Annotated in this window: 23 protein-coding genes; 15 read left to right on the plus strand and 8 right to left on the minus strand. The window is 36.4% G+C overall.

The genetic code is table 11. The features are described 5' to 3' along the window. The first annotated feature begins 27 nt into the window (after positions 1-27). From C0Z22_RS01615 to C0Z22_RS01630, 4 genes are all read left to right on the plus strand, one after another. Entirely contained in the window at positions 28-675 is a 648-nt protein-coding gene (locus C0Z22_RS01615) for a DsbA family protein (protein WP_103216583.1), read from the plus strand. After that, positions 672-1,229 (plus strand): peptidylprolyl isomerase, encoded by a 558-nt coding sequence (locus C0Z22_RS01620; protein WP_103216584.1) that lies wholly within the window; start codon positions 672-674, stop codon positions 1,227-1,229. Before C0Z22_RS01615 ends, C0Z22_RS01620 begins: the two co-directional genes overlap by 4 nt. A gap of 97 nt (positions 1,230-1,326) precedes the next feature. Beyond that, entirely contained in the window at positions 1,327-3,186 is a 1,860-nt protein-coding gene (locus C0Z22_RS01625; protein WP_103216585.1) for a hypothetical protein, read from the plus strand. Between the two features lie 3 nt (positions 3,187-3,189). Continuing rightward, entirely contained in the window at positions 3,190-3,849 is a 660-nt protein-coding gene (locus C0Z22_RS01630; RefSeq protein ID WP_103216586.1) for a Type 1 glutamine amidotransferase-like domain-containing protein, read from the plus strand. On the opposite strand, the gene C0Z22_RS01635 is transcribed toward C0Z22_RS01630, so the two are convergent. From C0Z22_RS01635 to cmoA, 3 genes are read right to left on the minus strand one after another with little or no spacing between them, the layout of a single operon-like run. Beyond that, entirely contained in the window at positions 3,844-4,224 is a 381-nt protein-coding gene (locus tag C0Z22_RS01635; RefSeq protein WP_103216587.1) for a YbaN family protein, read from the minus strand. The two genes, C0Z22_RS01630 and C0Z22_RS01635, sit on opposite strands and share 6 nt — an antisense overlap. Beyond that, complete coding sequence (gene cmoB, locus C0Z22_RS01640) at positions 4,224-5,153, minus strand: tRNA 5-methoxyuridine(34)/uridine 5-oxyacetic acid(34) synthase CmoB (protein ID WP_103216588.1); 930 nt, start codon at positions 5,151-5,153, stop codon at positions 4,224-4,226. The genes C0Z22_RS01635 and cmoB overlap by 1 nt, the downstream gene beginning before the upstream one ends. Positions 5,154-5,160: 7 nt before the next feature. Next, positions 5,161-5,913 carry a carboxy-S-adenosyl-L-methionine synthase CmoA gene (gene cmoA, locus C0Z22_RS01645; RefSeq protein WP_103216589.1) on the minus strand — a complete coding sequence of 251 codons (753 nt, stop codon included), beginning with the start codon at positions 5,911-5,913 and terminating at the stop codon, positions 5,161-5,163. Positions 5,914-6,081: 168 nt separating this feature from the next. On the opposite strand from cmoA, the gene C0Z22_RS01650 reads away from it, so the two are divergent. The 3 genes from C0Z22_RS01650 (at position 6,082) to C0Z22_RS01660 (ending at position 9,037) form a co-directional block, all read left to right on the plus strand. Continuing rightward, positions 6,082-6,726, plus strand: a complete 645-nt coding sequence (locus C0Z22_RS01650; protein WP_146037753.1) for a hypothetical protein — start codon at positions 6,082-6,084, stop codon at positions 6,724-6,726. After that, positions 6,723-7,475, plus strand: a complete 753-nt coding sequence (locus C0Z22_RS01655) for a response regulator transcription factor (protein WP_103216591.1) — start codon at positions 6,723-6,725, stop codon at positions 7,473-7,475. Before C0Z22_RS01650 ends, C0Z22_RS01655 begins: the two co-directional genes overlap by 4 nt. A gap of 104 nt (positions 7,476-7,579) precedes the next feature. Beyond that, complete coding sequence (locus tag C0Z22_RS01660) at positions 7,580-9,037, plus strand: nitrogen regulation protein NR(II) (RefSeq protein ID WP_158246767.1); 1,458 nt, start codon at positions 7,580-7,582, stop codon at positions 9,035-9,037. 8 nt (positions 9,038-9,045) lie between these two features. Here C0Z22_RS01660 and grxD read toward each other — a convergent pair whose 3' ends face one another. Together grxD and C0Z22_RS01670 are read right to left on the minus strand one after the other, a co-directional pair. Next, positions 9,046-9,435 carry a Grx4 family monothiol glutaredoxin gene (gene grxD / locus C0Z22_RS01665; RefSeq protein WP_103216593.1) on the minus strand — a complete coding sequence of 130 codons (390 nt, stop codon included), beginning with the start codon at positions 9,433-9,435 and terminating at the stop codon, positions 9,046-9,048. A gap of 88 nt (positions 9,436-9,523) precedes the next feature. Next, positions 9,524-10,177 carry an alpha/beta hydrolase gene (locus C0Z22_RS01670; RefSeq protein ID WP_103216594.1) on the minus strand — a complete coding sequence of 218 codons (654 nt, stop codon included), beginning with the start codon at positions 10,175-10,177 and terminating at the stop codon, positions 9,524-9,526. Positions 10,178-10,286: 109 nt separating this feature from the next. Here C0Z22_RS01670 and C0Z22_RS01675 point away from each other — a divergent pair, with 109 nt between their 5' ends. After that, positions 10,287-10,916 (plus strand): 50S ribosomal protein L25, encoded by a 630-nt coding sequence (locus C0Z22_RS01675; protein WP_103216595.1) that lies wholly within the window; start codon positions 10,287-10,289, stop codon positions 10,914-10,916. A 69-nt stretch (positions 10,917-10,985) separates the two neighbouring features. Continuing rightward, positions 10,986-11,432, plus strand: coding sequence for a DUF962 domain-containing protein (locus C0Z22_RS01680; RefSeq protein WP_103216596.1), 447 nt, complete (start codon positions 10,986-10,988; stop codon positions 11,430-11,432). A 2-nt stretch (positions 11,433-11,434) separates the two neighbouring features. On the opposite strand, the gene grxB is transcribed toward C0Z22_RS01680, so the two are convergent. Next, the gene (grxB, locus tag C0Z22_RS01685) at positions 11,435-12,082 is read right to left on the minus strand and encodes a glutaredoxin 2 (protein WP_103216597.1); all 648 of its coding nucleotides are present in this window, start codon (positions 12,080-12,082) and stop codon (positions 11,435-11,437) included. 82 nt (positions 12,083-12,164) lie between these two features. Between grxB and C0Z22_RS01690 the strand changes: the two genes are divergently transcribed. Further along, on the plus strand, positions 12,165-14,051 hold the full coding sequence (locus C0Z22_RS01690) for an MFS transporter (RefSeq protein ID WP_103216598.1): 1,887 nt from the start codon (positions 12,165-12,167) through the stop codon (positions 14,049-14,051). Between the two features lie 16 nt (positions 14,052-14,067). Here the strand turns inward: C0Z22_RS01690 and C0Z22_RS01695 are convergent, their stop codons facing one another. Both C0Z22_RS01695 and C0Z22_RS01700 read right to left on the minus strand, forming a co-directional pair. Then, positions 14,068-16,068 (minus strand): alkyl/aryl-sulfatase, encoded by a 2,001-nt coding sequence (locus C0Z22_RS01695; protein ID WP_158246768.1) that lies wholly within the window; start codon positions 16,066-16,068, stop codon positions 14,068-14,070. A gap of 115 nt (positions 16,069-16,183) precedes the next feature. Next, complete coding sequence (locus tag C0Z22_RS01700; protein WP_103216600.1) at positions 16,184-18,175, minus strand: transketolase C-terminal domain-containing protein; 1,992 nt, start codon at positions 18,173-18,175, stop codon at positions 16,184-16,186. Between the two features lie 243 nt (positions 18,176-18,418). On the opposite strand from C0Z22_RS01700, the gene C0Z22_RS01705 reads away from it, so the two are divergent. The 5 genes from C0Z22_RS01705 to C0Z22_RS01725 all read left to right on the plus strand — a co-directional run bounded on the left by C0Z22_RS01705 (position 18,419) and on the right by C0Z22_RS01725 (position 23,226). Beyond that, positions 18,419-18,658 (plus strand): hypothetical protein, encoded by a 240-nt coding sequence (locus C0Z22_RS01705; protein ID WP_103216601.1) that lies wholly within the window; start codon positions 18,419-18,421, stop codon positions 18,656-18,658. 65 nt (positions 18,659-18,723) lie between these two features. Further along, positions 18,724-20,154, plus strand: coding sequence for an aldehyde dehydrogenase family protein (locus C0Z22_RS01710; protein ID WP_103216602.1), 1,431 nt, complete (start codon positions 18,724-18,726; stop codon positions 20,152-20,154). 20 nt (positions 20,155-20,174) lie between these two features. Beyond that, positions 20,175-21,845: a hypothetical protein gene (locus C0Z22_RS01715; protein WP_103216603.1), complete on the plus strand. Its 1,671-nt coding sequence runs from the start codon at positions 20,175-20,177 to the stop codon at positions 21,843-21,845. Then, positions 21,845-22,564 carry a glycerophosphodiester phosphodiesterase family protein gene (locus C0Z22_RS01720; RefSeq protein ID WP_103216604.1) on the plus strand — a complete coding sequence of 240 codons (720 nt, stop codon included), beginning with the start codon at positions 21,845-21,847 and terminating at the stop codon, positions 22,562-22,564. The genes C0Z22_RS01715 and C0Z22_RS01720 overlap by 1 nt, the downstream gene beginning before the upstream one ends. A gap of 8 nt (positions 22,565-22,572) precedes the next feature. Further along, positions 22,573-23,226 carry a hypothetical protein gene (locus tag C0Z22_RS01725; RefSeq protein WP_103216605.1) on the plus strand — a complete coding sequence of 218 codons (654 nt, stop codon included), beginning with the start codon at positions 22,573-22,575 and terminating at the stop codon, positions 23,224-23,226. Positions 23,227-23,231 lie beyond the last annotated feature (5 nt).

Genomic DNA, 23,231 nt, shown 5'->3' on the forward strand with positions numbered 1-23,231 from the left:
ATCTTTAAATAACAATTGTGTATATAAATGAAAAAAAACTTAAATTTCTACTTTGATTTTACATCTCCTTACTCATACTTAAGTATGTTGCAGTTAGACGCAGGGCTTCTTTCTGAGAAATATGAAATTAACTTCTGTCCAGTGATGGTGGGAAGGCTATTTGCATTAAATGAGATGAGTGCTCCTGCACAAACTAAGAATAAAGCACTCTACTTATTTAAAGAGGCGTTAAGGACAGCGGATAAAATGGAAGTAAAACTTACTTCACCAAAAATGCTTCCGTTCAATTCTTTACCTTACTTAAGAATGGCCCTTGGACTTAGGGATGATAAATTAAAACAGGCAAACTTTATTCTTAATACATTTCATTTTGGTTGGAAATACGGTCATGATTTTAATGACTATGATCAGTTTAAAGAATTTATTACTGAAAAATGTTTGACACTAGAAGAGTATGAACGTTTAGATAGTGATCGTAATTTAAAGAAAGAATTAAAGCTTGTTATCAATGAAGCGTTTGATAAAGGCGTCTTTGGTGTTCCAACATTTGAAGTTGACGATGATTTTTATTGGGGGAACCACAATATAGACTTTCTCGCTAAAAATAAATTTTTAGATTATAATGAACACGAAGAATTTATTAACTTTAAAAAATTCTTCGAGGAAGAAAAATGAAATTGAAATTAAAACTACTTTTTATTATCTTAATTGGCCTAAGCGTTCATGCAGACACTAAGGTTATGATGCAGACAAATTATGGGGACATCACTATTAAGCTGTATGATAAAAAGGCACCCGAAACAGTAAAAAACTTTTTAAGCTACGTTAATTCTGGATTCTACAATGGAACTATTTTTCACCGTGTTATTGACGGATTCATGATTCAAGGTGGGGGATACGATACAAGTCTTAAGAAGAAAAAAACAGAAAAGCCAATTAAGAACGAAGCAACAAATGGCCTAAGTAATGTTCTTGGAACAATTGCAATGGCAAGAACTTCTGTGATTAACTCTGCAACTTCTCAATTCTTTATTAACGTAAAAGATAATAACTTCCTGGATCACTCAGGGCCGACTCCATCTCAGTATGGTTACGCTGTATTTGGAAAGGTTGTTAGTGGAATGGCAGTTGTTAATAGAATCAAGAAGTCAAAAACTGGAAGAAATGGTCCATTTCAAAATCTTCCAGCTTCAAATATTGAGATTAAGAAGGTTTACGTCCTACCTTAATCCTTAAAACAAACCAGAATACTCAGATATAGCATTTATAAATAGCAAATTCTTCGTAGGGAAGAATTTGCTGATTTAGTTAAGATATAATCTGGGTATGGGCTCATTAAAGATAAGTAGCAAAACAAATAATAAGTTATCTAGTAAATCGAATTTAAATTATTCTAAATTTAGTCAAATTAATGGAAAACATCCTCTGCAGCAAAGTTGTCCGGATTCGTTTATCACGTATCAAGTCCGAAAAAGACATGGGGGAAGTGTTGCTTACTTTAATTTTGAATTGGCAAAAGAGATGGGTTTAATTTCTGAAGGCCATGATAATACTTTGACTAAAGATTTGGCCCAAAGAATTCTTGAGACTTTCTCGATTGTGATTATCAATGAATACGATATTGAAAATGGGATCGAGTATCCAGAAGATGAGATTCTACCAAATCGCTATATGGCAACTCGCTACTTGCAGCTACAGCATCCAAATAAGCAGGGAAAGACTTCGGGTGATGGACGCTCGATCTGGAATGGTACAGTTGATCACAATGGGCTTACTTGGGATATCTCGAGTCAGGGAACTGGAGCAACAAAGTTATCACCTGCAACCCATATACAAAATAAATACTTTAAAACAGGTGATCCATCTATTTCGTATGGATGTGGCTACTCTGAGTTTGATGAAGGACTAGCAACTCTAATGTTCTCTGAAGTTATGCAAAAGAATAACTATGAGACAGAGAGATGTTTGGCTATCATTAAATTTAAAGACAATATTTCAATTAATGTTAGGGCCAATAGTAACTTAATTAGACCTTCTCATATGTTTAATCATCTAAAGCAGGCCAATTATGATGCTTTAAAAAATATTGTTAATTACTATATTGATCGCCAAAAGATTAATGGTGAATGGCAAAGAGTCCCAAAAACTGCGAAGGCAAGATATCGTTATTTTTTAAAGAAACAGGTGGAAGTATTTGCAAAGCTTGCTGCTAATTTTGAAGATGATTATATCTTTTGTTGGCTTGATTGGGATGGCGATAATATTCTTATGAATGGTGGTATCATCGATTATGGTTCGATTAGACAGTTTGGTCTTTATCATCATGAATACCGATTCGATGATGTTCAACGTTATTCCACTACCATTAAAGAACAAAAAGATAAGGCGAAGTATATTGTTCAGTCCTTTATTCAAATTGTGGACTTTTTAGAAACAAAAGAAAAGAAAGCGATAGCTGATTTTTCAACTAGTGAGTACCTTGAACAATTTGATGAAATTTTTGAAACTCAAAAGAAGTATAACCTAATTTCTAAAATTGGGATTTCTCCGAAGTATCATGATTGGCTGGTAAAGAAGCACTCACATAAGATTGAAAATTTACAAAAGCCATTCTATTACTTTGAAAAGGCAAAATCTAGCTTTGGTCTTTATGAGGTGAGTGATGGTATTTGCTGGGATGCCATTTTTAGTATGCGAGATATTCTACGTGAATATCCTCAGCTTATTTTAAGCCGTGGTGAATGGATTACACGAGATGAATTTATCAATATCGCTAAGTCTAGTTATGCGAGTCAATCTGATTTAGAGATTAATACATATCGTGCAAATAAAATCGATGCATTTCAAGATTCCTATATTGAATTATTACATCTTGTTGCTAAAAAATCTAAGAAGAGATTTGATGATATTCTTCTTGAAGTTGTTATGCGCTCATCGATTATAAACAAGTTTGAAAGAGTAACAGGTGATAGTATTGCTCGTATCGTCGATTCTATGATGAAGAAGTATAAGAAATTTGACCCACTTACTATCTTCAATGTTGTTCGTGACTTTAGAGAACACCAAACGTTTGACCCTGATAATGTAAGTCCAAAGAGTGATCGTGTGGCAAACGAGAAAAAACATTTAAAACCAATTGTAAAAGAACTTCTTAAAATTGTAAGAGACTATAGAGAAGGCATTTAAGAAATGAAAATTGGATTATATGGTGGTGGCGACTTTTGTGATAATGTCGAAATTGACGAACATATCTTAGAGCTTTGTAATAGTGAATCTCCAAGTATAACTTTTATTCCAGCAGGTTCCTACGAATCAGAATTAGATTTTATCGATTTAATTATGGCCTATAAGAAAATAGGTTTTAAAAGGTTTATCCATCTTCCTGTTGATCATGAATTTGACAGAACTCTCAAAGAAGAGGCACTTCAAAGTGACGTGATTCATCTCGGTGGAGGTAATACGTTTTATTTCTTAAAGCACTTAAAAGAAAGTGGGATGTTTGAAGAACTCATCGATTATGTCGAAAATGGTGGAATTTTAACAGGCCTTTCAGCTGGTGCAATTATTACGACTCCAAATATTATGACAGCATCATTTCCGCCATGGGATCGTGATGATAATGACGATGATGTCACAGACTTTAAGGCCATGAATATTATTGATTTCGAGTTTTTTCCTCATTATCGTAAATCAAAACGCTACGATGACGAGTTAAAGAGACATTCTATATTCTCTCGTTTTCCAATTTATGCTTGTCCTGATGGGAGTGGCCTAGTCGTTACTGATGAAGAAATTGTTGTTCATGGAGAGTGCTATATTTTTGAAAAGGGCCAAAAATATAAACTATAACTTTCTTTTACTCGGTCTTGTTAGCAAGAAAACAATAACTCCAATACCAATTAATGAAACGATAACTTTTATCGTCGGATTCACTTCAACGTAAATTAGCGTATATGAAAAGAGTGCTACGATCATTGAGATGGCAATGATTTTAGATTTTACACTCACAACTCCATATTTATTCCAGTCAGTAATAATTGGGCCAAAAATCTTATGATCTAGTAGCCACTGATAGTACTTTTCATTACTTTGCGAAAAGAAGTAGGCACTTAAAAGAAGAAAAGGAGTTGTTGGAATAAGAGGAAGAAAAATACCAATAAAAGCAAGAATCACAAATGCAATTCCGAAACTAAGGTAAATGGCCTTTCTGCTCTTATTAATCATTAAAAAGTCTTTATTGGTGAATTCGGCTTTTTCTTTGCTCTAATACAAAACCTTACTGGAGCAGGATAGCCTTCTACTGTTTTCGTTTGATCTTCAGTATCTAAGAAGTCCTCAAGGGATTGATGTGGTGGAGGACACCATTTCGTTTGTCTTTGTTCTTCAAAATTTGTCGTTGAAACAGAGACAACTTCCATATCAATGAAGCCTGTTCGATTAATCCAATTCTTAAGACAGCTTAGAGTTGGAAGAAACCATACATTTCTCATCTTTGAGTAACGATCTTCTGGGAATAGGCAGATTGTCTCCTCTCCTGGAATACCAATTGTTTCCATAATCATTTCTCCTCCAGGAACAAGAGATTCTCTGATGGAGATTAATTGCTCAAGTGGATGACGGTGATGATAGAGAACGCCCATCGAGAAAACAACATCAAAGAATGATCTAAAGTTTGGAAGATCTTCGATACCAAATAATTCAAATTTTAAATTATCATATTTCTTAAAGTGATTAATGAATTCAAATTGGGCCTGATTGTGTAAGACAGGATCAATTCCAAGAACTAACTTTGGTTCTTGTTTGGCCATCTCAAACATATAGTAGCCGTTATTACAGCCTACATCTAAAACAACCTTATCTTTTAAATTTGGAAGAGATTCTTTTAGTCTTTCCCATTTTTTATCTGAGCGCCATTCGGCATCAATATCAAGCTCACCAACTTGAAAAGGTCCTTTTCGCCATGGAATAAGCTTTGTCGCAGTCTCAAGGGTTTCGCTCGAGTTCTCTTGAAGAGATGGGATGACATCAAAGATCTCTTTGTATTCTTTCTGATATTTTGTGCGAAACATTTGAAGCTTGTCTGCTTTAAGTTGTCTTAAAGATTCAATATCAACACGATTACCAAATTTTTCTAAATACTCTAAACTATCCATTCTCTTCCTATTTGATACATAGGTAACAAGCAAAATTATACCATCTAAAAATCATTTCAGATTTCTTAAAGCCTGCTTCATCTAACATTTTAAGTTGTTGTTGTGGAGTTAGGGGCCTCAGGACATTTTCTAGGGCCTCTCGTTTTTGAGCAATCTCCATCTCACTATATCCATTTCTACGTTTGAAATCATAATAAAGATCAATCAAAAGATTATCAATTTGCTCATCTTGGCAGATAATTTTTTCGGCCAAAATAAAACAGCCATTATCATTAAGCCCGTTATAGATATTTTTAAGAACATTAAGGCGCTCTTCAACTGGTAGAAATTGAAGAGTGTAGTTCATGATTGCCATACCGGCATTTTCAATTTTTACATCAGTGATCGACTCTTCTAATAACTCAACATTATCTTGTAGACCGTGAGACTTAAGCTTCTGTGCTGCCTTTTCAAGCATCGGTCTTGAAGTATCAATACCGATAAACTGTGGAAGCTCTTTGTCGTTTTGGCGAAAGTAATCGGCCATTAAAAGCATCGTCGTTCCTGTCGAACAACCAAAGTCATAAACTGTTCCAGATTGATAGAAGCGTCTTGTTAGGTCGATGATGATTTTATGAATCTCATGATAATTTGGAATACTTCGCGATACCATGTCATCAAATACAGAGGCCACATCTTGATTGAATTCAAAATCTGATATTTTTTCAATTTTCTTTGCAAAAACTTCGTCTTTGCCAGCGTTTAAAAATTTATTTTCCATGTGGCGAAACTAGAATATCTTTTGGATATTGTCCAATCTAGTATAAAAAATACTCCTTCTTTCTTCTTTAATTTCAATGATTTACTGATACGCGTGATTTTTTACTATGAATAAGCAATATTTATTGGTATGTAAACAAAATATATATTAAAAAACAGCGCAGGTTCTATGAATAATGAATTGGATAGAGGAGAAGCTTTTAACGAAACGCTAAGAGTTTTATCCCATGATTACTCGGGTCATATGCATTTAATTAGGTTTTGTATTGATGAATTGATGCAGGATCAGGATGAAAATAACCCATTTGTTAAAAAATTAAATCAAGGTCTTGAACGCTTTGAGAATGATTTAAATCTTCTTAAGCAATCAACACCTTATTTCTTAGATGAAGAAGTTCCAATTAGCAAAATCGCTACTAGGGCCTTCGGTCAAGCACGTATCTACTTAAAGAAACATTTTGCAGATTTAACTTGGAATATTGCTAATGATGTAACCGTAAAAGGTTCACAAGCTAACGATTTATGTGAAATCTTGTTCTCTTTTGCCCACTTATTCTCAACTTTGGCAAAAAAAGAAGGAAGAGATACATTCCATATCACCTTAGAAATTAAAGACGAGTTAAGAAAATTAATTTTTATTAAGTCAGAATTAAACAAATACTTAAGACAAGAGTTAGATTCCATCTTAAACTTAGGTGACGAAAACGAAAAATCATTAAGAAGATACATCGGAATTCATAACTTTTTAGCAAAGGGAAAGGATTACGAAATTCTTGATGGGGACAACAATTTATCGGTGAGGTTTGAATTATGACAATGGCAACGGACAAGGAAATTTGGATTTTAGAGGATGATGAGGGATGTCGTTTTGTTTACGAACAAACTCTCGTTCACCGCTACAACAACTTAAGATTTTTTACTTCTATTGAAGAGTTTCAAAATGCTCTATCAAATACTGAAAAGAATCCAGCACTAATCATTGCAGATCTTATGCTTGATGATGGTAACTTCATGACTTACTTAAATCATTCAAAAGATCGTCGTTTAATGGTGATTCCATTTATCATCGTTTCAAGTATCGATGATATTGATGCACTGAGATTCTGTTTTATGGAAGGTGCACTTGATTACTTAACAAAACCATTTAAGAAAAATGAGTTAATCGTTAAGATTGAAAATGTATTCAATGGTAGTCCAAGAAGAATGGTTCAACCAATTGCTCACAAGTCGATGCTGCTAGATGGTAAAGAAGTAGAGCACTTAACTAGTAAACAAAAACAACTACTGGGACTATTTATTAATTCTCCACATCGTATCGTAAGTCGCGATGATATCTTAGATAATGTTTGGGGAGATACAACTGTTCACCCAAAAACAGTGGATGTTCACTTATATAACCTAAGAAGAAAGCTTCATGATTACGGTTATATTATTCGTTCAGAAGGTGGCGGTAAGTGGTCACTTATTCCTGATACATATGAAAAAGTTGCAAGTTCAGATGAGTCAAATGTTTCATCTAGTTCTAATGACAGTGATAATTCTGTTTCAGAAAATACATATTAATATTTTTTTACATAAATCGCCTCTAATAAAATAGAGGCGATTTTATATTTAGAAGAAGTTGATTTAAAACAATCATTATCGCTATGATTGAGACGAGACGCCAAGTGAATAAACCGAATAGTAGCTTTCGCAAGGAGCTATTAAATTCGAATATCCATTACTGTCACATCGATTTTGATGGAGATTGCATTTATGTGAATGATTTATATCTCGGTTATGGGTTAACTGTTGGCACTAATTTATTTCAATATACTCCTGATGAAAAGAAGGGGTTCTTTCTTGAACAAGTCGAAAGAGTAAAGAATGGTGAAGCTTGCCACTTCTTTTCTGAATCAATCAATTTATTAGGCGAAAGAGATCAGTGGGAGATTTGGCTACAGCCAGGTTATTCAGCTACAGGGACAAGCCCGTCATTTATTGAGGTTTACAGTCGTAATATTAATGCCGGAGCTGAGAATTTTATCTCGACTCTGTTCAAAAATTTCTATACCGCCACCGATGATGATTTATTCATTCTTAATAATCAACTTGTGATCTTAGATATAAATAAGGTGACAAAGCAAAGTCTTGTGGGAAACAAGTTTTCAGAAGTTATCTTTGATGATGAAGAGTATTTGTTCTTCTTAAATACTTTTGAACAAGCAAAACGTTTGGACGGCGTGGCCTTAAAAGTTACTCATCCTATTTATCGCAAGCGTCGTTCTAAAAAAAGATTTTGTCGTATTAGTGTAACCTATATTGTTATTCAAGGTGTTGGACGTTATATGGTTCAAATTCGCGATGTTCATCAAGAACATATCAATCGCGTAACTTTGAAAATGCAAGAAAAGCAATTTGAAGAATTTGAAAGATGGCGCTCTCTTGGACAAATGTCTGCAGGAATTGCACACGAAATAAATAATCCATTATGTATCATACGCATTCAGGCCGAACAGTTGAAAGATCGTTATGCTGGTAAGATCAAGGATTCCGATCCTTCTTATATGAAAAAGTTAGAGAGTATTATTAAGCAAGTGGATCGCATTGAAAATATTGCTAATAGTTTAAAGATTTACTCTCGCTCCTCAAACTCAATTACTAAAGAGATACATAACCTTGATAACTTAATACAGGATTCATTGGGATTATTTCAGGCCCAAACTGGTCGAGAAATTTATATTGATTTTAAAAATCCGTTTAGTGACTTAGAAGTAGCGTGTAAAAAAAATGAGTTCTATCAAATCATTTTAAACTTGCTCACTAACTCTTATCAGGCGGTTCATCAATTTGAATCTCTTGAGAAATGTTGGATAAAAATTTGGGTTGAAGAGTCAATGTTAGATCAGTTCACTATCTACGTACAGGATGGTGGTGATGGGATTAAAGATAATGTTGCTAAAGATATCTTCACACCATTCTTCACAACGAAAGATGTCGGTGAAGGAACAGGTCTTGGTCTTAGTATTTCGAAAAAGTTAGCATTAGAAAATAATATGATTTTAGATTTTGAAAAAGACTTTGAGTATACAACGTTTTCAATATCGCTAGGCCAAAACATAGTAAGGCCTAGCGTCGATGCTTAAATAATCAATTAGCTATTTAGAACTTCTTGTAGTTGTCCAGATTGGAACATCTCAGTGATAATATCATTACCACCTACAAGCTCACCCTTGAAGTAAAGTTGTGGGTAAGTTGGCCAGTTAGAGTAAACTTTTACACCTTCTCTAATATCCATATCTTCTAAAATGTTAAAAGTCTTATAAGGTTTACCAACAGAGTTTAGCATTGCAATTGTATTTGCTGAAAAACCACACATTGGCATATCAGGTGTACCTTTCATGAATAAGAAAAGATCAGCAGACCCAATTAGTGCTTCGATTTGCTCATTTAGTTCTTTTGATTTATCGGCACCAGAAACAGCTTCTCCTTGATTGATAGGAGTAGATTCTTTACCTAGAATGTTGAATGGATTATCGCTCATATTGATTCCTTTATTTCCTGAGTTTCATTTGCTCCTATCTTACCTAATAATGGTAGTTTTGGAAATAGCTTAGGGCAAGTGTCAGAAATTATAGATGTTCATTCAACCAGTTACGTAGCTGAATCACTTCATCAATATCAATTTCATGCTCCATTTCATAGGCATGGAATTGTGCATTGGCCCCTAGGCTTACAAGATGATCAATTCCGGCCTTTGTTTGATTAATGTCAATTACTGGATCAAGGCTTCCATGAGCGCAAAAAATGGCCGTTTCTTTGAGGCATTTTGACAATTGCTGAGGTCTTCTTTCTGGATAAATTCTAGGGGACATTAGAACAATTCCTCCTAGTTTGTGATCGAGTTGATAGGCCGTCTCAAGGCTCACGCAACCACCTTGAGAAAAGCCACCGATAAAGATGTCCGAGTAGTCGATATTGCTATTTTTTTCTACGATCTCATTAATAATCTTGGTTAGAGTTTTGACGCTGTTTTCAATTCCAGGGACAGGATTATTAGGTGGAATATCGTACCAACTGTAGCCGAAGTAATACTTCTTTGGAGCGTTTAAAAGCAGGTAGCTTAAACCTGTTACATTGATTTCTTGTGTGAATATTTTGTAAGACTCAAGACTGTCTCCAAGCCCGTGTAGGATAATCATAACCTTTTGGGCATTAGTTGGAGTGATGTCACTTGCAGGGATATAAAAAGAGTTTAGTAGTTGTGTATTTAGGTCAGTTTTCATAAGGAAAAAATAGGTGATTGTGTGTTTTTATTCAAGTTTATTCTAAATTTTTTTTATGAACGGTCGATAGAATACTATCTATTGAATCCACGGAACACAGGAGGAAAATGTGTCAACAACTAGTATTTTAAAAGTTGAAACAAGAAAACCGGGAAGATCAACAACTCAAATGAGAAAAGACGGATATATTCCAGGAACTATTTATGGAAAAGGTTTTGCAGGAGCTCAGTTTATGGTTCCAAAGCAAGGTCTTTCTAAATTCCTACACACTTCAGGAAAAGTATTTGAAGTAGAATTTGAAGGTAAGAAGCACCTTGTAACTCTAGCAGATGTTCAAAGAGGTCACCTCGGGACAGACTTTGTACATTGCTCATTCCATAAAGTATCTGCAAAAGAGAAAGTAGTTATTTCTCTTCCAATCCACTTTGTAGGTGAAGCTATTGGTACAAAAGCAGGTGGTCTAGTTAACTTCAATATGCATGAAGTTGAAGTAGAAGGTCTACCAAAAGATATGCCAGAATTCTTAGAATTCGATATCACTGGTCTTGAGCTTGATGGACACTGGGCACTTGAGCACTTCTCTCTACCAACGGGTCTAGCTTGGTCAATCGATCCAACTGCATCAGTTGTATCTTGTCACCTTCCAAAAGTTGTCGTTGAGCCAGAAGTTGAAGAAACTGAAATGGTTGTTGAGACTCACGCTGACGCAGCTGAAGAAAAAGAAGAAGCAGCTTCATAATTTAAAAATCAATTATGATATAATGAGGGGAGACCAAATGGTCTCCCTTTGTTTTTTGGAGCATACTCAATGAGAAGTTTAGAAACGTGGCTTGAGATGTACGGTGAATCTCATCAGAATAAAACAAATCAACGCATTCACGAAGTATGTGTTCCATTGATTACTTGGTCACTATTGGGAATGCTTTGGGCGATTCCAAAGCCTGCACTCTTTGGCTATTTTAATTGGGCATGGGCCTTTGTTATTCTTGCTAGTCTTTTTTATCTTTCACTAAAAAACTTAAAGGCCATCACTGTCGCTCTTAGCTTAGTGATTCCATTTATGCTCTTAACACAATTTTTTCTTGTTAATTTTTTAGCGGAATATTTTTTTATTACTTGGATTGTTGTCTTTGTTGTTGCTTGGGTTGGGCAGTTTATTGGTCACAAAATAGAAGGAAAGAAGCCTTCTTTTTTTGAAGATCTTCAATTCCTTCTTATTGGACCTATTTGGATTTTTCTAGGTAAGAAGTCCTAGCGCTAGTTGCGCCAGAAATCTTCGTGATAATTAAAGTTTGTTAGCTCTTTCACCTTTTGAAGGTAGATGTGAATTTGCGGAGGAAATTGATACTCTGGAAAGATGTACATTCCCCAAATATGTGATGCTAGAAGGATATCTAGAATCGTAAACTTGTCGCTTTCATAGTAAGGTAAAAGTTTTGCTGGAAGCTGAGTCAGCGTTTGTTCAAAGCTATGTAAGTATTCTGCTTTATTTTGCGCAAGTAAGTGAAATGGGCCACGCTTAGCAGACTTTTTATTAATAAAGTATTCTCTTGCCTCTGGAGTGAACTCTTTTGACCACGCCCAGTAAGGCATGCATAAGTTATGAACATCTTTTCCAAGTTGATCGAGGTAATCATTAAGCAGCTTAAAGCTTTCGCTATCTAATTTTGATAGATTCAAATCTTTATCGCTGTGAATTGCAAGGGCCTTGATAATATCAAGTGATTCGTTCATAATGACGCCATCAATTTCCATAATTGGTAACATCTTTGTGCCAGTAAGCTCGACAGGTGTCTTCTCATCATTGTAATCTAGTACAATTGATTCATACTCGATTTCGAAGAAACCAAGTGCCATGCGAACTCTTACACAAAATGGACAATGGATATAGTGATATAGTTTCATATAAATTCCTTTCGGGTTTATGCGTCATTACGTATTAGTAAATAATAGTACAATATTGTTAAGAATTATTTAAGGAAAAACAATGTCATTAGCAATGCTCTATAAAGAAAGAAAATTTTGGCCTCTATTTTGGACGATGTTCCTTGGTGCCGCAAACGATAACGTATTTAAAAATGCTCTAATTATCTTAATTACATATAAGAATGTCTCACTCTTTGGACTTGGTGCAGAATCATTAGTTGCCTTTGCTGGTGGTGCTTTCATTCTTCCTTATGTTTTATTTTCTGCTACATCTGGTCAAATTTCAGATCACTACGACAAGGCGCAAGTTATTAAGGTAACAAAATTTACTGAGCTTGCATTTATGCTTTGTGGAGCGATTGGTTTCGTTACAGAGAGTTACGGACTGTTAATGTTTACACTCTTTTTAATGGGTGCTCAGTCGTCATTCTTTTCACCAGTTAAGTTCTCGTCTTTAAGAACAATTTTAAAAGATGAAGAGCTAACGACAGGAACAGCACTTATTGGTGGAGGAACTTTTATTGCAATTCTTATTGGTACAATCATTGGAGGGCTTGCCGCTGCAGCACCTGATGCTACTGATACGGCCGCTTTTGCAATCCTAATATTTGCGGTACTTGGTGTTATTACAGCACGTTTTCAAAATAAAATTAACGATATTAATAATGATGTAAAAATTGATTACACATTTGTTAAACCAACATTTCAACTTCTCATTAACTCTGTAAAAGAGAAGAACTCTTTCCGTGCAATGATGGGAGTTTCATGGTTCTGGTTTCTAGGCTCATTTGTTCTTTCAGTTATGCCGGCCATTATTAAAAATGTTTTCTACGGAAGTGAAATGGTTGCCTCAATCTTTATGGCGACATTTACAGTAGGGATGGGGCTTGGTTCTTGGATTTGCTCAAAGCTATCTGGTAAGAGAATTGAAGTGGGAATGGTTCCTGTTGCAGCAGTGGGGATGTCGCTAGCTGTTTTTGATCTTTACTATGTTTCTACACAGTGGCCAATGTCAGTGACAGGCGCTTTGATGCCTCCTGCTGAGTTTTTTGCACAACCACTTGCTCTAAGAGCAATTATTGATCTTCTACTTATTACAATATTTGGTGGGAATTTCTATATCTCACAATTAACTTTTATGCAGCATAGTGCACCTCTTGAGAAGCTTGCGAGAACAATCGCGGCCAATAATATTTGGAATGCTATCTTTATGGTTGTTGCAGCTGTTTCAATTATTCTTCTTAAGAGTGCTGGCGCAACGGCTCTAGATAATCTACTCATTCTTGGTGGCCTTAATCTGATCTATGCAGGAATTTGCTACTACTTCTTCCATGAAGAAATGTGGCGCTTTGTTGTGCAGCTTTTTACGACTTTTCTTTATGATATTCAAATTGAAGGTGAAGAAAATATTCCAAAAGAAGGAAGGCTTGTTATTGCTGCCAACCACACATCATTTGTTGACTGGGGTGTTGTCATGAGTCTTTCACCAAGACCAATTCGTTGGGTAATTGATCACCGCTATTATAATATCCCGGGGCTTAAGCAATTCTTTATGCAGGGACATTTGATTCCAATTGCAACGAGAAGAGAAGATCCAAGGGTTCTTGATGAAGCATATACAAAACTTAATAGCACTCTAAATGAGGAGCGCTGTGTAGGCTTCTTTCCTGAAGGCTGGATTACTCGCGATGGTGAGCCAAGAAAGTATCAGCCGGGAATTAAAAAAGTTGTTGAACAAACTAATGCACAAGTTGTTCCAATTGTTATTAAAGGCCTATGGGGAAGCTTCTATTCTTTCTCTGGAAAAGGTGTTTTTAAGGGAATCCGTTGGAACTTTCTAAAACGTAGAAAGATCAGAGTCGTTATTCTACCTTCGATTCCACCGGAAAATTTTTGTTATAAAGATCTAGAAGAAAAAATGGTCGTAGAATATAAAAAGCCTCTGTAATACAGAGGCTTTTTTTTTAAGGTGTCACGATATTAAAGGTATTAGGAAAAGTATCTAGTGTTTCATTTAAGGCATCAAAAACTTTCTTATCACCACTATAATTAATATTCTTTTCATCAAGCTCAGCAAATGAGACTGCACCCATGGCAAGTTTCACAAATTGTCCATGCTTCAAGTTAATTGAAGCATTATCATCTGAAGCGAGTTGACGATTTTGCTCTTGAGGTCTTTTCTTTGAATAGTTAAGAACGCTATTTCTAAGGGTTAGGTAGTATCTTTCTTTCTTATCTGTAATATTTAATTCAAGTGTAAGGTCAGTACCATTGGCCTTTTCTGAATTGACTCTCACTGATAGATAATCGAGAAGTAATTCTGTATCCATTTGGGATAGAATAGCAGGTGAAGCTGTTGCTGGGGCAGGCATACCAACTCCATAGCGAAGCTCTTGGGCCCCTTGAACATAGAAGTTTCTCCAAGTGGCATTCTCGGCCTGATAAGCTAATTGCTCATAAGTGTCAGCAAGTAACTGCTTTGCCTTAACATTCTTTGGTTGGGCAAAGACGAGCTTATTTAAAACTTCCGCAACAAAGCGGTACTCGCCAATTTTATAATCCTTGATTGCCATCTCTAGGACATCTCCAGCACCACCCATATAAGCAATTGTTTTCTTGGCCGACTCAACATCAGGGAGAGGGTTTAGATGCGCAGGATTACCATCAAAGAAACCAAGATACTTATCATATACTGCTCGCGTGTTATGGCTTAGGCTTCCGTAGTAGCCACGATTGGCAAAATTTCTGGCGAGATTTCTATTTAACTTAATACTATCTGATAGCTCAGTTCCTGAAAGACCTTTATTTAAACGGTTTACGGACTGGTCATGAATAAATTTGTACAAGTCTCTTTGAGAGGCCATATGAGAGACGACTCGGTCATTTCCAAAAGTTGGCCAATGATGAGAATTAAAAAGGACTTCGGCCTTACTGTACTTTTCAAGCCCTCTTTGAATATGCTTTGACCATTTTAGACTATCTCTTACCTGTGCACCTCTTAAGGTTTGTATATTATGCATTGTATGGCTTAGGATTTCTGCTCCACAAAGTGCATTGTCTCTTGGGAAGTAGGCCATCATCTCTGTTGGAGCTTCCGCTCCTGGTGTAAACATGAACTCAATAGTTACTCCGTCTACGACTAAGCTTTTATCTCTATCAATTATTGTTGTGGGTTTAGCAATGGCGTATTCACCATTAGCAGTGTAGCTTCCTAGTCCTGTTCCAACAGAGCCTTGAGGCCCGAAGTCTAATGTACGTGCATACATATATTCAGCTCGTCGACTCATGGCCGTTCCTGCAATGACATTTTCACTTACTGACTCATAGACAAAATCCTTGGAAGCGATAACTTGAATCTTGCCGCTTTCAAGTTCACTTTTACTCGCAACTCCATAGACTCCACCAAAGTGATCGATATGAGAGTGAGTGAAAATAACTGCTGTCACAGGAAGATTTTCTACATTTTTTCTAACTAGCTCTAACGCAGTTTTCGCTGTCTCTGTTGTCATTAAGGGATCAATAACAATCCAACCTTTTTTTCCACGAATAAAGGAAACATTTGCAAGATCAATTCCTCTTACTTGGTAGATATGATCAGTGACACGAAAGAGTCCATTGATTGATGTTAGTTGCGATTGACGCCAAAGACTTGGGTTTACTGTTTCAGGAGGTTTACCCTGTGTGAGGGAAGGGAATTTTACTGGATCAAAAATTTCCTTCATTCCATCTTTAGATTTAATTGGACCATCAAGTTTTGCGATGAAGCCTTTTTGAGAGTCTTTAAAGTCTCGATCATCATCAAAGTTTAACTCTTGGGAAACTGCTTTGTGAGTATCAAGAGTGTGTCTTGATGCAGGCTTAGGGTCATTTGTGAATGAATACCTTTCACCTCGAGTACAACCTATTAGAGTCATTAATAACAGGGTGGGAAAAATGATAGTGAGTAGTTTTTTTGAATGAAACACGATTCCTCCTTTTAGCATAATTAAAATTTCTTAAAGGGAATATCGGTGTTAGAGCGGTTTTAAATGGCCTAAGAAAGGTAATAAAAAAGGCCTCATTTCTGAGGCCTATATTTAATTAGAATTGATTAATCATTGCATCTGCATCAAAACCAAATTTCTTATAAAGCTCAAGGGCCGTGTATGATGACTGACCGAAGTGTCCATCATTTCCAAGAGACTTCATATTGAATTCAAGTCCTTCTTGCTTAAGAGCATGACATAGCATTGCACCAGCACCTGCAGTCAGTTGGTGATCTTCAACAGTAACAATTTTATTTCCATTCTTTGTAAGTTGATCTTTAAAAGTTTCAACATCAATCTTATTAATGAATGGATTATTGATAACAGTAATATTCTTACCTTTTGCTTCAAGCTCTGTTGCTGCCTTTAGCGCTTGTTGAACGAGTGGCCCGTGAGTAACGATGATTCCATCAGTTCCTTGTCTAAGGACTTGCGCTTTTGCCCAACCATAGCTTGAGCCATCAATATATGAAACAGGATGCTTTTCACGTCCAAAGAAGAATACAGTTGTTTCTGGTGTTTTACCTTTGTTTACTGCTTCTTCGTATCTCTTAATCGCTTGATACATTAGGCTTTCAGCTTCTTCTTTAGTTGAAAGAGCAATGACTGTTGTATTTGGAATTCCTGCTACAGCAGAGAAGTAAGTTGTTGCTTGGTGAGAAGCACCGTCAGCAGCATCTTGAAATCCTGTGTGTGAGAATAAACAAATCACAGCACCTTGTGATAGTTGAGACATGATTAGAGGAAGGTTTCCTTTTGTTACACCAAATTGTGCAAAAGTATCAACAACAGGAATGAATCCTTGTTTTGCCATACCAACTGCAGTTGAAACCATATTCGATTCTGCAATACCAATATCAACATAGTGATTAGGGAATTCTTTATGGAAGCCTGAAACACCAGTTGAACCTGCAAGATCTGAAGTTACAGAAAAAACTGGAAGCCCTTCTTTTGCTGCTTTAATCATAGCATTTGCAAGACCTGGCTGAACCTTGTCTGAAGGGGCCGAAGACTTAGAAGCCTCTTTTGGAGCTGGCTTTGAAGATAGGATTTCATTTGCCCAATTTTTAAACTCTTCTGGACAAGTTTCACCAGTATAAATTTCATCAAGAAATGAAATTAATTTTTCATCATATGCTCCAAGAGGATAACCATGACCACCAGACTTTGCTTCTTCAGTTGATTTTACACCGTAACCTTTGATTGTTTTGATAACAAGAGCAATTGGCTTAAGTTCATTTGATTTTGCTTTTGCAATATTTTCTTCGATTGCTTGATAAACTCTTTCTAGGTCGTGTCCTTCTTCAACTCTTACAAGATCCCAACCCATTTCTCTAAGAGCAAGGAAGCTTCCTTTCATATCGAAGCTATCTTCAGTAATACGCCCACCAAGTTTTGTATTATTATCACTGATAATCATAACAAATGGATTCATTTTACCTTTTTGTGCAAGACCAGGAATTGCGGCCATCGCTTCACGAGCTTCACCTTCCATACAACCACCGTCAGAGATTGTACAAACAGTTACACGATCATTTCCAATTGCCTTATCTGCAAGAGCAAGACCTTGTGCCTGAGGAAGTCCTGAACCAAGTGGGCCATTTGAAATGAAAACACCTTCTGGATTTAAGTGAGCTTCACCGTGACCAGTAAGTTTTGATGTTATTGAACGGAAGCCTCTTAGACTTTCAAATGTAAGTCCATCAAAACCAAGATTTGCACGAAGAGCGTAAATTCCATTTTCCGCGTGACCAGCATCGTTTACGAAGTTAAATTTCTCAAACCAATTTGGTCCTTGTGAGAACATAATCGAGTGAAGAGCACTCATCATCTCTGCGAAGGCCGCAGGTCCACCCCAGTGGCAAGCTGCTCCACCAATAACTGCGTGTTGATTCATTAGGGCCACAAGAGCTCTTGTTGCTTTTGGGTCTGCAAGAGTGATTTCCTCTCCCGCTAAGTTATGAATTTTAGTTGCATAGATTGGGGCATTTGTTGGTGCCGTTGCAAGATGATTTTTTACTTTTAATGGGCTGATAGTTGCAGTCATTAACTTCTCCGAATTCGTTGATTTTCAATAACTTATAAAAGGTATCATGAGGGAATTTTTTCTGGCCAGAGAATATTTGCTGACCTATTAGATTGGCACTTTAGGCCAAATGTGTAAAACCTAAATGCTTGAAAATACAGTAACTATAAATTTATTAAGTTTTATTTTAGAATGACGATAAAATCTATAGAAATCGTTGTTAAACAGTTTTTATGTATCTGAAATAACATGAAGGTGATAGCTATGTGTGATGCGTGTTCAGCTGCAGGGCGTAACTGGTCTTTGGCCAACGGACCTCGCAGAAGTAAAATGATTAAGGCAAGACTATACTCAAGCTTCAATGGAAGAGAAGTTAAAATTAAACTTTGCTATCTGTGTTCCATCAAATTATTTATGGGTGGAGAAGAACTCTTTCTAAAAGATAATCCTTCATTAAGTTATGAATTATCGACTCAACACGCTGGTAGTGAATTTGATTTTTAAGCAATATTAATTGACCCATTATTTTTAGAATAGATACAATACCACCTTAGCAAGGTGGTTTTTTTATGCAAAATTTTTCGCAATTTCGTTCCTCGTTCGTGAATGATGAATTTCTCTATGGTGAAAGCTCTATTGAAGTCCTTAATAAATACGATCAAAGTATTTTAAATGAAGTTGATCTCTTAGCTTCTCACCAATACGAAAAGGTTATTCAATCTTCACAAAATGCATTCGAAGAATATAAAAATTTTGATAGTGCCCAAAGAAGTAAATTACTATTTAAGCTTGCTGACTTTTTAGAAGAAGAGGCTTCGTTCTTTTCTCATTTAATATGTATGGAAGCGGGAAAGCCAATATCATATGCAAAGGGTGAGGTTGCTCGTTGTGTGGAAACAATTAGGCTCTCTGCTGAAAAAGCTCGTCATCACAGCAGTGAAACGCCTGACCTTTCATATGGGCCTGGTGCAGATAAGATGGCCATTATTCGCCATGAACCGGAAGGGATTATTTTTGGTATCTCTCCATTTAACTTTCCACTAAACCTTGCACTTCATAAAATCGCTCCTGCACTTGCTGTCGGATGTAGCATTATTGTTAAACCATCACCACAAACTCCAATTACTCTACTTGCTTTTGCAAAGCTACTTTCAAGAGTTGGTTTTCCAAAAGGAGTTGTGAATATTGTTATTTGTGAAGATGCTCTTGCACAAAGATTTTTAGAAGATGAAAGAATTAGTGTTTTCTCTTTTACGGGAAGTGCAAAAGTTGGTTGGGCGCTAAAGGCCTTAAGTGGAAAGAAGAAGTGTCTTCTTGAGCTTGGTGGTAATGCGGCCGTTATCGTTAATGACGTTGAAGATATGGAAGCTGTGACAGCTCAAATCGTTAATGGCTCTTTCTTATATTCAGGACAAATTTGTATCTCAACTCAGAGAGTTTTTATTGCCAGTGAAATCTTTGATGAATTTGTTGAATTATTTCTTGAGCAGGTCGAGACAATTGGTTCAGGTGACCCAAAAGATGAGAGTGTGATTAATGGCCCTGTCATCAATGAAGGTGCTCTTGAGAGAATTCATCAGTGGGTACAAGAGGCCATATCAAATGGGGCCGAGCTTCTGTGTGGTGGGCATATTATTGATGAAGACCACCATATTTATGCTCCAACAGTTTTAACTAATACAGATTTGGATATGAAGGTTGTTTCAGAGGAAATCTTCGGTCCTGTTGTGATTTTAGAGCCTTATGACTCATTTTCAGAGGCCATTGAGCTTGTAAATGATTCAAAATATGGACTCCAAGCTGGTGTTTTTACAAACAGCTTAGTAAATATGAAGGAAGCAAGTCAAAGAATCGATGTTGGAGGAATTATCTTCAATAACGTCCCAGGATTTCGCATGGATGCCATGCCTTATGGAGGGATAAAAGATTCTGGACTTGGACGTGAGGGGATCGCGTATGCGATGGAAGATTACACTCGAAAGAAGTTAATCTTATTCTAAAAATTTAGAGGGGAGAGAGGATGAAATCACTACTTTTACTACTAATTAGTTTATCTGCATTTTCATACGCACCAGATTGGGGACGTGATGCTAAAATTGAAAAGGGTGAGAATCGCGAAAACCTCTACCAACTATCTCAAGATGAATACGAACAAGTAACTCAAGATGGACTAAAGCACGCACTGGTTTGGCCAGTTAGTGTAACAGGACTTCTTATTCCATATGAAGCTTTTAATAATTTCTTTGAACTACGCGACGAAAAATTTGTAAACTTTGTTTTAACGACACTTGGTGAAAAGAAGTTTGGTGTTAATAGTGTTGAATCTTTCTATCAATGGCTAGGACTTAATCCATATAATAATGAGGATGCAACGGGGATTTATCGTATCCCTTATCCAGAAGGGCACAAGCCTGATTATTATATGGGAGCTAGTATTGTTGATACTCAGTGGGGAAAAGGGCTAACTTTTAGCTGTGCCACTTGTCACTCAGCAAGCCTTTTTGGAACAACTGTTATGGGCCTAACAAATAAAACAGTGAAGGCCAATGAACTTTTTGTTAAAGCAAAAAAACTTCTTCCATTTATTCCGACGAAGACATTTCAAAAAGTAACAAATGCAACAGATGGTGAAGTTGCAATGCTTAAGAGAACAAAGAAGAATATCCACTCTGTTGGAGCAACATCACCAATGGTACTTGGACTTGATACTTCACTTCCTCAAGTTGCTCTCTCTCTTGCTCATCGTAAACAAGATGAGTACGCATCAAAGTCTAAACTTAATGAAGTCTTTCCAAGATTTAATCCTCTTGTTTCAACAGTTGCCGACTCTAAGCCAATGCCATGGTGGACGCTTAAGTATAAAACTCGTTGGCTATCAGATGGATCAATTGTTGCAGGTAACCCAATCTTCACAAACTTCCTGTGGAATGAACTTGGACGTGGAACAGATTTATATGAATTAGAAAAATGGTTACAAGATAATCCTGAAATTATTAAAGAGCTTACGGCAGCGGCCTTCTCAACAAAAGCACCACGTATTGATGATTTCTTTGATGTGTCACGTATTGATATTGAATCAGCAAAGCGAGGACAAAAGCATTTTGAGAATCGTTGTCAGAAATGTCACGGAGAATACCAGAAGAATTGGGATCTTCCTTTTTCTGCACTTATGTCCAAGAGTGAACAAATTAAGACGAAAAAGCTTATCTATCATGAAAAGACACCTGTTAAGGATGTTGGAACAGATCCTCTTCGCTATCAAGGTACAGCATACTTTGCTGAGGCTTTAAATGAATTAGCAATTTCTAAATGGATGAAAACTGTTGTGGAGCCACAAAAAGGATATGTACCACCACCACTAAACGGAATCTGGGCCCGTTGGCCATATATGCACAATAATTCAATTCCAAATCTTTGTGAGCTAATGACTCCGCCAGCGCAAAGAGTAAAAGAGTTCTATCAGATCCCAGCAGTTGATCCGATGCTAGACTTTGATTATGATTGTAATGGCTTTCCTGTTGGAATGGATATTCCTGAGGAGCGCAGAATTAGAGAAGCTTACTACAATACAAAGTTACCAGGGCTTTCAAACTCAGGTCACTACGAACGAATCTTTACGGATAAAGAGGGTAATGAACTACTTAGTGATGAGGATAAATCGGATCTTCGTATGTTCTTAAGAACATTATAATGACATTTTATCTCGATACTTATATTGCTCATCGTGGTTTACACGACGAAAAAAAACCTGAAAATACGATGGCCGCTTTTAAGGCGGCCATTAAACATAATTATGCTATTGAGTTAGACGTACACTTATCAAGTGATGGCCATGTGGTGGTCTTTCACGACGAAACCCTAGAGCGTCTAACGGGCAGCAATGGCAAAGTATCTCAATACACTCTCGATAGCCTAAAACAGCTCTATATCAAAGAAACAAAAGAGAAGATTCCTACTCTTAAGGAAGTCCTCGATCTTGTTAATGGACAAGTTCCACTTATCATTGAATTGAAGGTTATCGAACACAATGGAGAGCTTGAGTCTGAAGTCATGAAACTTCTTCAAGGCTATGAAGGGGATTATACGATTCAATCCTTTAATCCATTTTGTTTAAAGTGGTTTCGAAAGCACTATCCGGCCGTTATTTTGGGCCTACTTGTAACAAGAGATTTTAGTGATACAAGCCTTAATCCTCTCAAGCAAAAGATTCTTGAGAATATGACTTTTATTCCAGTTATCAGGCCAGATTATATTGGACTAGATATCGATACATACTCAAAGCTACAGCTTAGCATCATCAAGCATTTTACTTTTAATAATATTGTCTTTTGGACAGTAAGAACTAAAGAACAAATGAGGACAGCTAAGCGATTAGGTGCTAATATTATATTTGAGAATATTAAACCTTGAGTTAATTTATGAAAAAAATCGTAATTACAATTATCATACTTGCCATCGCAGCTGGTGGTTTCTACTTTTTCAATACAAAACAATCTAAGACAAATATTGCTAACGATAAAAACTCTCTAGAATTGATGACTTCTCAAGTTAATGTCGTCGAATTTGAGGATACTCCTGCTAAGAAAGTTGCTGCAGGAAGTGAGGAGGCCCAAGCACTTGGTGCCAATGAGGGAACTCCTAACCTAGATCTTGATGTTGTTGATGATGAAGAACTTGAAAGAAGGCTAGAGGCAAAAGAAGAAGAATTTGATCGCCTTGAAGAAGAGTGGCTTACAAATGTAAAAGAGTTATTTATTAATGACCTTGGGCTTACTGAGAAAGAATATAAAGATTACCTCAGTATGAGAGAGGGTCTTTTCAATGATAAGGTTTCAGCATTTGAAGAAATGCATGATCAATTAGAAGAAAAGTATGGTGAAAACTATACTTATAATCCAACTGAAGAAGAAATGGCGTTTGATCGTGAAATTCAAAAAAAGTATGACGATCTACTACTTCAAAAAATTGGAAAAGATGCTTTCATTAAGTATCTTGAACTAAGAGATCGCACAAATGAGAAAATCTTAGAGGCGACAAAGGCAAATGACGCCGCCATGCTAATGGAGTTTTAGGGGCC

It is taken from the genome of Halobacteriovorax sp. DA5 (assembly GCF_002903145.1).
Lineage (GTDB): Bacteria > Bdellovibrionota > Bacteriovoracia > Bacteriovoracales > Bacteriovoracaceae > Halobacteriovorax_A.